We start from the raw sequence: 12,694 nt of genomic DNA, 5'->3' as shown, positions 1-12,694 counted from the left end.
AGGGGCGGCACCCGTGCGGGGGGCCGCCCCTCGGCGTTGTCCTACCGCACGGCGGCACGGCGCCGTCGTACGGCGAGCAGGACGCCCCCTCCGGCGAGCAGCACCGCGGCGCCACCGCCCGCCAGATAGGGGGTGGCGCCGTTGCCGCCGGTGGCGGCGAGGTCGGTGCTGTCGTCGGTGCTGTCATCGGCCGAGTTCTCCGCGCCCGCGCCGTCCGCGACCGGCTCGAAGTCCGCCGGCGGCTGGTCGCAGCCGATGCCGTCCTGGTCCCGGTCCAGATGACCGCCGTAGTGCTCGTCCCCCTCGGCGATGTTCGCGTACCCGTTGGCGTACGCCTCGGAGCAGTTCGCGAACGGATGATCGCCCTCGTGGGCCTGGGCGACGCCGGGCGCCAGGGCCAGCGCGAGCGCCGCCGCGGCCAGAGCGGTGGATGTACGGACATGCCTCATGTGGCAACCCCCCAAAGGATGTGAGGTGTTGACGGTATTGAGGGGCCCGTGGGGGCGCGGCGGTTGAGCGGACCTGTGATGCAAGCGTGACGTGACCGGACGGTAGCTCTCCGCTACCGGAAGGGGGGAGTCAGGCCCTGAACGGCCCCCGCACCTCGTACGTGATGCCGCCCGACGAGCTGCCGCTGGTGCCCCGCTGGCTGGAGAAGTACAGGCGGGTGCCGTCGGGGGAGAAGGCCGGGCCGGTGATCTCCGAGCCGGACTGGCCGTCGATGCGCAGGAACGGGGCGATCACGTCGTCCGGGGTGATGACGCAGATCTCCATGTTGCCGCCGTCCTCGGCGACGAAGAGGTCACCGGAGGAGGCGCCGGTGATGTTGTCCACGCCGGTGAGGGGCGCCGAACCGCCGACCACCAGGGAGTCGTCGTACGCCAGCTCGTAGGTGTTGTTGGTCAGGTTGAGCTGCCAGACCCGGTTGTCGCCCTTCGTGGTGAACCACACCGTGTCGTCGGCGTAGTGGCAGCCCTCGCCGCCGTTGAAGGACTTCGAGCCGGAGACCTGGGTGCGGGTGGAGGTCGGGGAGCCGTCCGGGTCGGGGACGTTGGCCCAGGTGAAGGAGCCGGAGGTGGCCGAGCCCGCGACCAGCACCTGGAGGGTGCCGGAGGAGAGGTTGCCCCACGTGGCCGGCACGAAGCGGTAGAAGCGGCCGTTGGACTCGTCCTCGGTCAGGTAGATCACCTGGCGCACCGGGTCCGCGGCCGCCGCCTCGTGCTTGAAGCGGCCCATCGCGTCCCGCCGCACCGCCGCGTTCACCCCGAACGGGTCCGTCTCGTAGACGTACCCCAGGGACACCTCCTCGCAGGACAGCCAGGTGTTCCACGGCGTCTTGCCGCCCGCGCAGTTCTGGCGGGTGTTCGACAGGATGCGGTACGCCCCCGTGACCGTGCCCGTGGACGAGAACTTCACCGCGCTCGCGCCGCCGGAGGGGTTGATCTCCGAGTTGGAGACATAGATCCAGCCACTGCCGTTGGTGTAACAGGCGCCGCCGTCAGGGGCGTTGTGCCAGGTGTAGGACGTTCCGGAGACCGTCTGCCCGGACCGGGCGATGATCCGGCTGGTGAAGCCGCTGGGCAGTCTGATGCCGTTGGCGTCGGGCGAACCGAGCGCCCCGTACGGGCCGGTGCCGGGCTGTGCGGGCGCGGCGTACGCGGCGCCGCGCCACAGGGTTCCGCCGAAGACGGCGGAGGATCCGCCGAGGACGGCCGCACGCAGGACAGTACGACGTTCCACTCTCGCTCCAGGGGTGGAGACCGCCCCGCCACCGGTCGGCGACGGGGTCGTGCGGACACGGAGGCTAGGGCTCCGGGGTTACCGCGCCCGGTAGCACTGGGTTGACGCGTTATGGACAGGTTGTGACGGGGCCGTATGCCTGGGCGCATCGCCTAGGCGGGGAGCGCCGGAGCCTCGCGGCGGCGGGTGCCCTGCCTGCCGATCGCGTTGACGCCGGCCGAGACCTCCGCGGACGGCAGCCGCACCACCGCGTCCAGCCCGCCGGTCGCCGCCGCGTGCAGGCTCGCCGCCCCACCGCTCGCGACCGAAAGCCGCTGGACCAGGGAGAGACCGAGCCCCGTGCCGCCCTTGGGCGCACCCGGCGCGCGCCAGAAGCGGTCGAAGGCACGCTGCCGCTGCTCCGGGGTCATGCCGGGGCCCTCGTCGGTGACATGCAGGTCCACCCAGCACGGTCTGGCGTCGCGCAGCGCACGCTTGGCGGGCACGTACAGCCGCAGCTCGATGGTCACCGTGCTGTCGGCTGGGGAGGCCCGCAGGGCGTTGGAGAGCAGGTTGTCCAGGATCTGCTCGACCGCCCCCGGCACCGCGAGCACCGGGCCCACGCTGCCCGCGAACAGGACCAGGGCGACACCTTCGCGCTCGAACAACGGCAGCCAGGTCCCGTGCCGTTCGACACAGACCGCGCCGACGTCCACCGGGCCCGGGGTGGCCGCGTCCTCCTCCAGGCGGGCCATCGCCAGCAGGCCCTCGACCATTCTGGCGAGCCGGTCGGTCTCGGTCACGGCGGCGGCGAGGCTGCCCTGGCCGGGCCCGCACACATCGGGCTCCAGGTTCTCCAGGCGCAGCCGCAGCGCCGCGAGCGGCGTCTTCAGCTGGTGCGAGGCCTCGCCCGCGAACGCGTGCTGGGAGGCGAGCAGATGGGCGAGGCGGGCGGCCGTACGGTTGAACGCGGCCGCCAGCCTGCGGACTTCCGGCGGACCCTTGGTCACCGGCACCGGGGCCGTCACCTCGCCCTCCGCCAACGCGTGGGTGGCGCGCTCCAGTTCCCGGATGGGGCGGCCGGCCCAGCGGGCGAGGGCGAGGCAGACGACGGAGACCGCGGTGAGCACCCCGAGCCCGCCGGCGCCGAGCAGCAGCCAGGCGCGGTCGATCCGCTCCCGCGCCGCCTGGGTGGGCACCATGAGCCAGACGGCGCCCCCGGCTCCTTCGGCGACTGGCGCGGTGACGGACAGGTGTTCCGCCCCGCCGACCACGGCCATGCGCACATCGCTCGTGGCCGAGCCCTTCAGCGCCGCCGCGATCCCGGGGCGCGCGGGCAGGGCGCGGGCCGCCCGGCGGGACACCGGGTGCGAGGCGGCGAGCACCCCGCCCGAGCTGTCGACGATCACCACCTTCCCGCCGACGCGTTCGGCGCAGTGGGCCGCGCGTTCCGTCAGGTCGAGTCCGGCCCGGCCGGTGGCCAGGGACAGCGCGGTGTAGGACGCCGCCGACTCGGCCTCGTCCCGGGCCGCGTCGGCCGCCCGGTCCCGTTCGTCGGCCGCGTAGCGGAAGCCGAGCGGGATCTCCAGGCAGAGCAGCACCAGGGCGGTCAGACAGAGATAGCTGGACAGGAGGCGACGGGTCACGGGAAGTCCACCTGCTGCGGCGGTCCCGGATCCGTCTGCACCGCCAGCCGGAACCCCACTCCGCGCAGGGTCTGGATCCACGCCGAGTGCCCCAACTTCCGTCGCAGCGCGGCGACATGGACGTCCAAAGTCTTCGTCGGCCCCTCGTAGTGCGGGTCCCACACCCGGTCCAGGATCTGCTGCCGGGAGTACACCGCGCCCGGGTCCTCGGTGAGCAGCGCGAGCAGCTCGAACTCCTTGGGGGTCAGGGCCAGCGGCACCTCACCGACCCAGACCTGCCGGGTACGGCGGTCCACGACCAGCGGGCCCGGTTCGTACGGTGGCCCGGGCGCCGTCTCCTCCACGGTGAGCGTGGCCTCCACCGGCCCCCGGGGGCGCTGGGTGCGCCGGGTCACCGCCCGGACCCGGGCCACCAGCTCCCGTACGCTGAACGGTTTCGCGAGATAGTCGTCGGCTCCCAGCTCCAGGCCCAGCACCCGGTCGGCCTCCTCGCCGCGCGCGCTGAGGATGACGATGGGGACGTCGGAGACCTGCCGGATGCCCCGGCAGACGTCGATGCCGTCCATGTCCGGCAGCCCCAGGTCGAGCAGGACGACATCGCCGTACGGACCTCTCAGTCCCTCGGAGCCGGTGGCGACATGGTCGACCGTCAGCCCGAAGTGTCCGAGCCCTTCGGTGAGTGGTTCGGCGATCGTCTCGTCGTCCTCGATGAGCAGCACTCGTACGCCCATACGTCCTGTCTCTCCGTGAAATCCGGACAACACGAATGACGTGTCGTGGAGTTGCCAACCTACAAGCAGTTTCAACGCCGCGTCGCGCAAAAGAGGCCCGGTGTGACGAGCCGCTCAGAAAGCGATTTCTCAGATGTGTCGTCCGGTGTTTCGGGCAAGAAATGTCCGCCCCCTGTCCGGGCTCTGGTGTTCTCTTAACCTTCGTCTGGTGTGCGCCCTCATACGCTGTGGTCATCTGGCCGAACTCGCCTTGGAGGAGACTGCGTTGAAGGCATTGCTGGACCGCGCCCGTGCGTTCGGGCGACGGGTCGATTTCGAGAGCGATGAATATCGGAAACTGGCCGAGGGGCAATATCCCGAGGCACTCTTCATTACCTGCTCGGACTCACGGGTCATACCCGCACTGATCACCGGCGCCCGGCCCGGAGAGATATTCGAGCTGCGTAACGCGGGAAATATCGTGCCGCCCTACGGGCAACCGGGAGCCTCCGGCGAGGCCGCCACCGTCGAATACGCGCTCGACGTGCTGGAGGTTCAGGACATCGTCGTGTGCGGTCACTCACACTGCGGCGCGATGGGCGCGCTCTCCTCGGGCGACGACCTGTCCGCGCTGCCCGGCGTGGACGCCTGGCTGGAGTCGGCCCGGCCGGGACTCGCCGAGGTGCTCACCACCGGCGGCGCCGATCCGTCGCTGTCCGGCGTGGCCCAGCGCAACGTCGTCAACCAGCTCGCCGCGCTGCGCAGTCACCCGGTGGTACGGCGCCGCCTGACCCGGGGCGACCTGCGGCTGCACGGCTGGTACTACGAGGTCGACACCGGCCGGCTGCACGAACTCGACGCCGACGACAGCTTCCGGGTGCATTCCGGATGAGCGGGGCGCATGCGAGGGGACGCGGGTCGGGACGGGGGCCGGGACGGGGTCGGGGGACCGCCCGGGGAGGGGGCGGGCGGTCCGGGGGCACCGTTCGGGTCGAGGGCGGCGGGGGCATCGAGCCGGGTGGGGCGGCCGCTCGGGCGGGGGGCGGCGGGCAGGCCGGTGATGCCGCCGGGGCCGGAGATGCCCCCGGGGCCGGTGGTGCCGTCCGCTCCGGTGGTGCCGTCCGGGCCGGTGCGGGGAAGGGCGGGAAGGTCGACATCGGCACCGAGATCACGGCCTCCCTCGTCGTGTTCCTCGTCGCCCTGCCGCTGTGCATCGGCGTGGCCGTCGCCTCGGGGGTCCCGGCCGAGCTCGGGATCGTCTCCGGGGTCATCGGCGGGCTGGTGGTGGGCGCGATCCGGGGCAGCACGCTCCAGGTCAGCGGGCCGGCGGCGGGACTCGCCGCGCTGGTCGCGGAGACCGTCGCGGAGCACGGACTGGCCATGCTGGGCGTGATCGTGCTCTTCTCCGGCATCCTCCAGATCGTCCTCGGTCTGGTCCGGCTCGGCCGGATGTTCCAGGCGATCTCGCTCGCCGTGGTCCAGGGCATGCTGGCCGGCATCGGACTGCCGCTGATGATCGGCCAGCTCTACCCGATGACCGACGCCAAGGCCCCGGGCACCCCGATCGAGAACATGAGCGGCCTGCCCGGTCTGCTGGGCGACGTCCTGGCGGACCGGCAGGCCCTGACCGCCGCCGGGCTCGGTGTCCTCACCATCGTGCTGGCCTTCGTCTGGAAGAAGGTGCCGGGGCCGCTCGGGAAGTTCCCGGCCGCGCTGATCGCCGTCGGCATCGGCTGCGCGGTCGCCGCGCTGCCGGGCGTCGAGGTGAAGACCCTCCAGGTCGGCGATCTGACCGCCGCCGTACAGATGCCGGGCGCCGGGCAGTTCGCGGGTCTGGCCGACGCGGCGATCATCACGTCGATCCTCACCTTCACGGTCATCGCCTCGGCGGAGAGCCTGTTCACCGCGGCCGCCGTGGACCGTATGCACAGCGGTCCGCGCACCCGCTACAACACCGAGCTGATCGCCCAGGGCACCGGCAACACCCTGGCCGGGCTGCTGGGCGCGCTGCCCATCACGGCGGTGGTCGCCCGCAGTTCGGCGAACGTCCAGGCCGGTGCGCAGACCCGGATCTCCCGTACCCTGCACGGCCTGTGGCTGCTCGCCTTCGCGCTGCTGCTGCCCCAGGTCCTCGCGCTGATCCCGATCTCGGTGCTCGCCGGGGTCCTCGTGCACAGCGGCTGGAAGCTGTTCGCGCCCGCGGAGTTCCCGAAGATGTGGCGGCAGGACCGGGGCGAGTTCGCGGTGATGACCGTGACCACGCTGGTGATCGTCGCGACGGCCCTGCTGGAGGGCGTGATCATCGGGCTCCTCGCCGGGATCGTGCTGGCCGCGCTGCGCATGTCGCAGACCGTGATCCGGCAGCACCTGGAGGAGGACACCGCCAAGGTCGTCATGGCGGGCAACGCCACCTTCCTGCGGCTGCCCCAGGTGATCGAGGCGCTGGAGGCCGCCGCGGCGGCCGGCAAGCCGCGGATCCGCCTGGACCTGACCGCGGTGACCCATCTCGACCACGCCTGCCGCGGCCAGGTCGAGGAGTTCACCGCCCAGCAGCGGGCGCAGGGACTGCGGGTGGAGCTGCTGATGCCGGGCAAGCCGTCCGGCACCGGCAAGGCTCCGCTCTCCGCCCCGGCACCCGTCCCGGCCCCGGTCGAGAGCCTGCCGCAGCCGGACACCCTCCCGGGCCCCGGCGCCGAATGGTTCTACCTGGACACCCGCCCCCTTCCGGACGGCTACCCGCAGGGCTCCCCGCTCGTGGGCTGAGTCCGGGCCCCGGCGCAAGGGCTCCGCTGTGACGTGCCGGGCGCCATGCCCACGCCGTGCGCGGGGCCACCGCAGCCGGCGCCCCGGCCCCGTCGCCGCCGCGACGGGGCAACCACTCCGGGGCGCGTCGGAGCGGCCGGCCAGGAATGTCGTACCTCGCCCCGGCTCGTGAGGTTCAGTCCTTGCGGCCGGTCACGGCGACCGTGACGCCGAGGCCGATCATGGTCATCCCGCCGACTCCGCCCACCGCGGACAGACGGCGGGGGGACCGGGCGAACCAGCCCCGGGCGGTCGCCGCGACCAGGCCCCACACGCTGTCCGAGGCCAGCGCGATGACGTTGAAGACCAGGCCGAGCAGCAGCATCTGGGCCGTCACATGTCCCGCGCCCCGGTCCACGAACTGAGGCAGCACCGCGGCGAAGAACACGATCGTCTTGGGGTTGGTCACCCCGACCGCGAACCCTTCCCAGAAGGTGCGCAGCCCGCCCTGCGCCGCCGCCCCGGCCGCGTCCTCGGCGAACGCGGCCCGCAGCGCCCCGCGCTCCCGCCACGCCTTGACGCCCAGGTACACGAGGTAGGCGGCACCGGCGAGCTTGAGCAGCGTGAAGACCAGCACCGAGCGCTCCACGACCGAGCCGACCCCGAGTGCCACCGCCAGGACCAGCACATACGCGCCGACGGTGTTGCCCACCACCGACGTCAGCGCGGCCCGGCGGCCCTGCGCGAGGGCGCGCCCTATGACGAACAGCACGCTGGGCCCGGGGACCACGATCAGCAGGAACGACATGGCCGCGAAGGCGAGAAGACGGTCGGTGGACACCATGTCCGCCATGGAAGCAGCGCCCGCCCCCAATCGGCCAACCGTTTTTCCGGGCCCGTGCCGACCGGCTCAGCGGGAGCAGCCCGTGGACACGCGGACCTTGTTGGACCAGGTGTTCGTGGTGACGTCCAGCGCCATCAGCGTGGAGTCCTTGGCGTAGCCGTAGGCCGTGCAGTCCAGCATTCCGGTCGTGACGTCGAAGGCGCCGCCGTGGCGGCCCGACTTCCAGCGGGCGGTCGTGGTCCGGTACCAGGACGGGACGCCGGGGACCCGGTTGTCCCGGTACAGCACCAGCTTGACCTCGCCGCCGAGCGTGAAGCTCTGGCCGTGCAGCTCGATGCCGTAGACCCCGATCCTGCTGTCCCGGCGGGTGGCCCAGGCGTACGGGTTGTAGCCGTACGCCTTGTTCTCCAGGGCCTGCCCGGAGGCCGCGGACCTCTTGCGGCCCGCGTCGCTCTTGGACGTGGTGCCTCCCGACGAGCCGCACGCCGTGGTCGTGGCCAGTGTCGCGGCGGTGAGGAGGGCGGCGAGGCCGACTGCGGTGGTGCGGCGGTGGGTGCGTGAGCTGCGCATGGTCATCCCCCGATGTCCGGCGGCCGCGACCCTCGTGGGCGGCCGGCAACCCCAGGGACAGCGGGCCCGCGCGGCCGGGTTCCCGGAGCGCGGGAGGACAGGGCGCACGGGGGTGGTGCGGGCCCGCCCGGCGTACCCGGCGCGCCGGGCGGAGCCGCAGGCCGGGGGAGCGGGCCGGGGGGTGGTGCGGCGGTCCGCGCGCGCCGGGGCGTAGCCGGGACCGTCGCGCGGGCGGCATGCCGAGGGCCCGGCCGGGTCGCTCCGGCCGGGCCCGATGCCGTACGTCAGGCCGCGCGCACCGCGTACGTCGCCACCCGCACCGACTCGTCGTCCAGGCACTGCCCGGAGGCGAGGTCGAACCGCTGCTTGAGCAGCGGCGAGGCCACGAACGGGCGGCCCTGGTGGCTGCCGGTGAGCCCGCGGGAGAGGACCCCGGCCCCGCTGAACGGGTCCCGGTTGTCGATGGCGTACAGCGCGCCGGAGCGGTCGCGGAACAGGGCCACCTGGCCGCCGTCCGGCAGCAGGGCCGCCACACCGCGTCCGGGGATCAGCCGGCTCAGGTCACAGACCGTGAACCAGCTGTCCTCCAGCTGGAGTTGGACCTTGAGGTCGGTTACCTCGGGTGCCAGGGTCATCGCTGGGTGCTCCCTTCCAGGGGACGGTGGCCGATCGTCAGCAGCGGCAGGTCGGGCTTGATCTGGTCGCGCTCGGGGACGAAGCCGACGACCGGGTCCGGGGTGTCCGGCGCGTTCACGAAGGACACGAACCGGGCGAGCTTCTCGGGGTCGTTGATGGTCTCGGCCCACTCGTCGCGGTAGTGGTCGACATGGGCCGACATCAGGGACTCCAGCTCCTCGCAGATGCCGAGGGTGTCCTCCACGACCACGTCGCGTACGTGGTCCAGGCCGCCCGGGATCCGGTCCAGCCAGGTCGAGGTGCGCTCCAGGCGGTCGGCGGTGCGGATGTAGAACATCAGGAACCGGTCGATCAGGCGGATCAGTTCGGCGTCGGTGAGGTCCTGCGCGAGCAGGTCCGCGTGGCGCGGGGTGGCGCCGCCGTTGCCGCCGACGTAGAGGTTCCAGCCGTTGGCGGTGGCGATCACGCCGAAGTCCTTGGACTGGGCCTCGGCGCACTCGCGCTGGCAGCCGGAGACCGCCGACTTGAGCTTGTGCGGCGACCTCAGACCGCGGTAGCGCAGCTCCAGGTCGATCGCCATCCGGACCGAGTCCTGGACGCCGTAGCGGCACCAGGTCTGGCCCACACAGGACTTCACGGTGCGCAGCGACTTGCCGTAGGCGTGCCCGGACTCGAAGCCCGCGTCCACCAACCGGGTCCAGATCAGCGGGAGTTGTTCGACGCGGGCGCCGAACATGTCGATGCGCTGGCCGCCGGTGATCTTTGTGTAGAGCCCGAAGTCACGGGCGATCTCGCCGATCACGATCAGCTTCTCCGGGGTGATCTCACCGCCGGGGATGCGGGGGACGACCGAGTACGAGCCGTTCTTCTGGAGGTTGGCCAGGAAGTGGTCGTTGGTGTCCTGCAGCGCCGCCTGCTCACCGTCCAGGACATAGCCGTCGGCGCCGATGGTCGGGGCGAGGGAGGCGATGATCGAGGCCACCGCGGGCTTGCAGATCTCGCAGCCGTCGCCGCCCCGGGCGCCGTCGCGGCCGTGCCGGTCCAGCAGGTCCTGGTACTTGCTGATGCGCAGGGCGAGGACGATCTCGTAGAGCTCCTCGCGGGTCTGCGAGAAGCAGCCGCACAGGCCCTTGTCGACCTCGACGCCGCTGGCCTCCAGCTCGGCGTTGACGAGCTGGCCGAGGACCTTGACGCAGGAGCCGCAGCCGGTGCCGGCCTTGGTGCACTTCTTGACCTCGGGCACGGTGGTGCACTGGTGGTCGGTGACCGCGCCGCGGATCGTGCCCTTGGTGACGTTGTGGCAGGAGCAGATCACCGCCTCGTCGGGGAGGGCCGACGGGCCGAGCTGGACCGGGGCGCCCGCGCCGGCGGGCAGCACCAGGGACTCGGGGGAGACCGGCGGGACCGAGCCGGTGAAGGCGCGCAGGGTGCCGTACGCCTCCGCGTCGCCGACCAGGATGCCGCCGAGCAGCGTGCCGTCCCGGCTGATGACCAGCTTCTTGTACAGGCCCGCGCGGGAGTCGGAGTAGACGACGTCCAGGCAGTCCTCGGTGGTGCCGTGCGCGTCGCCGAAGGAGGCGACGTCCACGCCGAGGAGCTTCAGCTTGGTGGACAGGTCGGCGCCGGTGAAGGCGGCCTCGTCGGCGGCGATGGTCGCGGCGGCCGTCTCGGCCTGCTCGTAACCCGGGGCCACCAGGCCGTAGACCCGGCCGTCGGAGGCCAGCGCGCACTCGCCGATCGCGAAGACGTGCGGGTCGTTGACCGTACGGCACTGCTCGTCGACGGCGATGCCGCCGCGCTCGCCGACCTGGAGGCCGCAGTCGCGGGCGAGCTGGTCCCGCGGCCGTACGCCCGCGCTGAACACGACCAGGTCGGTGGCGAGTTCGGAGCCGTCGGAGAGCTTCATGCCGGTGACGGCGCCCGCCTCGTCGACGACGATCTCCTGCGTGCCCACGCCCGTGTGCACGCTCAGGCCCATGTCCTCGATGGTGCGCAGCAGCGCGGCGCCGCCGCCCTCGTCGACCTGCACCGGCATCAGCCGGGGCGCGAACTCCACGATGTGCGAGGTCAGTCCGAGGCCCTTGAGCGCGCCGGCCGCCTCAAGGCCGAGCAGACCGCCGCCGACCACGGCGCCCGTCGTGGCGTTCTTCGCGTACTCCTCGATCGCGAGCAGGTCCTCGATCGTGCGGTAGACGAAGCAGCCGGTGGCGTCCTTGTTCGGTACGGGCGGCACGAACGGGAAGGAGCCGGTGGCCAGGACGAGGATGTCGTAGTCGTAGACCTGGCCCGACTTGGCGGTGACCTTCTTCGCCTCCCGGTCGACGGTGAGCGCCGGGTCGCCGACGTACAGCTCGATGGAGTGCTTCTCGATGAACTCCATGTCGGTCATCGACAGGTCCTCGGGCGTCTTGCCCGAGAAGTACGAGGTGAGCGCGACGCGGTCATAGGCGGGCCGCGGCTCCTCGCAGAGGACGACCACGCGGTGCGTGGCGGTCAGGCCGCGCTCGGCGAGCGCCTCCAGGAAGCGCTGGCCGACCATGCCGTGGCCGACGAGCACGATCGTGGGGGTGGGCCCCGGGGTGGCGGTCATCAGGAGCCTCCATCGTTGGTGAGCAGGTGGAGCAGGGGAGCGCCGTCAGAGGGGAGCGGCTCTGCTCCCTCCCAGGCGCGGGCGAGCGCGCCTACGGTGCCGAGTTCGCCGACGAGCACCCCGCCGACCACGCGGTCGTCGCGGACGACGACCTTGCGGTAGGTGCCGCGGGTGGCGTCGGTGAGCTGGACGACGTCGTCGCCCGGGAGCGCCTCGGTCTCGCCGAACGCGGCGAGGTCGAAGGGGGTGAGGTCGGCGGCCGTGGTGTTGCCGTTGAGGGTCAGCCGGGTCAGGGCCCGGGTGCCGGTGTAGCGGGCGCCGGAGTCACCGGCGAGCAGCTCCGCCAGCGCCTCGGCCTGTTCGAGGGCCGGGGTGGCGAGGCCGTAGAGCGTGCCGTTGTGCTGGGCGCAGTCGCCGATCGCCCGGATGTGCGGGTCGGAGGTGCGCAGCTCGTCGTCGACGAGGACGCCCTTGTGGACGGCGAGCCCGGCCTCCTTGGCGAGCCCGACCTTCGGGTGCACCCCGCAGGCCAGCACCACCAGGTCGGCGTCGAGGGCATAGCCGTCGGCCATCTCCACCGAGCGGACCGCGCCGCCGACGCAGCGCACGTCGCGCACCCGGCACTCGGTGTGCACCTCGACACCGAGGTCCTTCAGGTGCCGCAGCACCAGCTTGGAGGCGCCCGGGTCGAGCTGGCGCTCCATGAGCCGCTCGGACTGCTGGGCGAGGACGACCTGGGCGCCGCGCACCGCGAGCGCCCGGGCCGCGGAGACCCCGAGCAGCCCGCCGCCGATGACGACCGCGCGCACCCCCGGCCGTACCGCCTTGGACAGGCCCAGGCAGTCGTCCATGGTGCGGAAGGCGTGCACGCCCTCGGGAAGTACATGGTCCGGAGTGAACAGCCCGCGCAGGGGCGGCAGCACCGGGTTGGAGCCGGTGGCCAGGACCAGCGTGTCGTATGCGATCTTCGAGCCGTCCGCGCACTCGACGACGCGCTCCTCCCGGTCGATGTCGGTGACCCGGGTGCGGATCAGGCCCTCCGGGGTGGGCAGCGCGATCACCTCGGGGGCGTATCGCCCGGCCAGCACCTCGGCGAGCAGCACCCGGTTGTAGGGCCGGTGCTCCTCCTCGCCGATCAGCAGCGCGGGCGTGCCGAGCTCGCCGAGCCGCCGGGCGAGCCGTACGCCCGCGAGCCCGGCGCCGATCACCACCACACGCGTATTCGAGGTCATGGCAC

The 12,694-nt window shown here is 72.5% G+C and carries 11 protein-coding genes; 2 read left to right on the top strand and 9 right to left on the bottom strand.

All coding sequences use genetic code 11. The features are described from left to right. Positions 1–41: 41 nt before the first annotated feature. The 4 genes from STRCI_RS13775 to STRCI_RS13760 form a co-directional block, all read right to left on the bottom strand. Positions 42–449, bottom strand: a complete 408-nt coding sequence (locus STRCI_RS13775) for an excalibur calcium-binding domain-containing protein (protein ID WP_269659219.1) — start codon at positions 447–449, stop codon at positions 42–44. A 130-nt stretch (positions 450–579) separates the two neighbouring features. After that, positions 580–1,740 (bottom strand): alkaline phosphatase PhoX, encoded by a 1,161-nt coding sequence (locus STRCI_RS13770; RefSeq protein ID WP_269659218.1) that lies wholly within the window; start codon positions 1,738–1,740, stop codon positions 580–582. A 152-nt stretch (positions 1,741–1,892) separates the two neighbouring features. Continuing rightward, on the bottom strand, positions 1,893–3,365 hold the full coding sequence (locus STRCI_RS13765) for a sensor histidine kinase (protein WP_269659217.1): 1,473 nt from the start codon (positions 3,363–3,365) through the stop codon (positions 1,893–1,895). Continuing rightward, positions 3,362–4,096, bottom strand: coding sequence for a response regulator transcription factor (locus STRCI_RS13760; protein ID WP_269659216.1), 735 nt, complete (start codon positions 4,094–4,096; stop codon positions 3,362–3,364). The genes STRCI_RS13765 and STRCI_RS13760 overlap by 4 nt, the downstream gene beginning before the upstream one ends. A 265-nt stretch (positions 4,097–4,361) precedes the next feature. Between STRCI_RS13760 and STRCI_RS13755 the strand changes: the two genes are divergently transcribed. Both STRCI_RS13755 and STRCI_RS13750 read left to right on the top strand, forming a co-directional pair. After that, positions 4,362–4,967, top strand: a complete 606-nt coding sequence (locus STRCI_RS13755) for a carbonic anhydrase (RefSeq protein ID WP_269659215.1) — start codon at positions 4,362–4,364, stop codon at positions 4,965–4,967. After that, on the top strand, positions 4,964–6,838 hold the full coding sequence (locus STRCI_RS13750; protein ID WP_269659214.1) for a SulP family inorganic anion transporter: 1,875 nt from the start codon (positions 4,964–4,966) through the stop codon (positions 6,836–6,838). The genes STRCI_RS13755 and STRCI_RS13750 overlap by 4 nt, the downstream gene beginning before the upstream one ends. Before the next feature lie 175 nt (positions 6,839–7,013). On the opposite strand, the gene STRCI_RS13745 is transcribed toward STRCI_RS13750, so the two are convergent. The 5 genes from STRCI_RS13745 to STRCI_RS13725 form a co-directional block, all read right to left on the bottom strand. Next, positions 7,014–7,661: a LysE family translocator gene (locus STRCI_RS13745; protein WP_269659213.1), complete on the bottom strand. Its 648-nt coding sequence runs from the start codon at positions 7,659–7,661 to the stop codon at positions 7,014–7,016. Between the two features lie 66 nt (positions 7,662–7,727). Beyond that, positions 7,728–8,570 carry a hypothetical protein gene (locus tag STRCI_RS13740; protein WP_269659212.1) on the bottom strand — a complete coding sequence of 281 codons (843 nt, stop codon included), beginning with the start codon at positions 8,568–8,570 and terminating at the stop codon, positions 7,728–7,730. Further along, complete coding sequence (nirD, locus tag STRCI_RS13735; RefSeq protein ID WP_269659210.1) at positions 8,516–8,866, bottom strand: nitrite reductase small subunit NirD; 351 nt, start codon at positions 8,864–8,866, stop codon at positions 8,516–8,518. The genes STRCI_RS13740 and nirD overlap by 55 nt, the downstream gene beginning before the upstream one ends. Then, positions 8,863–11,457: a nitrite reductase large subunit NirB gene (nirB, locus tag STRCI_RS13730; RefSeq protein ID WP_269659209.1), complete on the bottom strand. Its 2,595-nt coding sequence runs from the start codon at positions 11,455–11,457 to the stop codon at positions 8,863–8,865. Before nirB ends, nirD begins: the two co-directional genes overlap by 4 nt. Then, on the bottom strand, positions 11,457–12,689 hold the full coding sequence (locus STRCI_RS13725) for an NAD(P)/FAD-dependent oxidoreductase (protein WP_269659208.1): 1,233 nt from the start codon (positions 12,687–12,689) through the stop codon (positions 11,457–11,459). The genes nirB and STRCI_RS13725 overlap by 1 nt, the downstream gene beginning before the upstream one ends. Positions 12,690–12,694 lie beyond the last annotated feature (5 nt).

The sequence above is a fragment of the Streptomyces cinnabarinus genome, from assembly GCF_027270315.1.
Lineage (GTDB): Bacteria > Actinomycetota > Actinomycetes > Streptomycetales > Streptomycetaceae > Streptomyces > Streptomyces cinnabarinus.
Note: the sequence above shows the minus strand (reverse complement) of the source record. Positions and strands in the feature narration are given on the sequence as shown.

Bases quoted from the DNA above. Each gene is read 5' to 3' on its own strand.
- STRCI_RS13775 (WP_269659219.1), bottom strand. From the start codon at position 449: ATGAGGCATGTCCGTACATCCACCGCTCTGGCCGCGGCGGCGCTCGCG.
- STRCI_RS13760 (WP_269659216.1), bottom strand. From the start codon at position 4,096: ATGGGCGTACGAGTGCTGCTCATCGAGGACGACGAGACGATCGCCGAA.
- STRCI_RS13750 (WP_269659214.1), top strand. From the start codon at position 4,964: ATGAGCGGGGCGCATGCGAGGGGACGCGGGTCGGGACGGGGGCCGGGA.
- STRCI_RS13745 (WP_269659213.1), bottom strand. From the start codon at position 7,661: ATGGTGTCCACCGACCGTCTTCTCGCCTTCGCGGCCATGTCGTTCCTG.
- nirD (WP_269659210.1), bottom strand. From the start codon at position 8,866: ATGACCCTGGCACCCGAGGTAACCGACCTCAAGGTCCAACTCCAGCTG.
- nirB (WP_269659209.1), bottom strand. From the start codon at position 11,457: ATGACCGCCACCCCGGGGCCCACCCCCACGATCGTGCTCGTCGGCCAC.
- STRCI_RS13725 (WP_269659208.1), bottom strand. From the start codon at position 12,689: ATGACCTCGAATACGCGTGTGGTGGTGATCGGCGCCGGGCTCGCGGGC.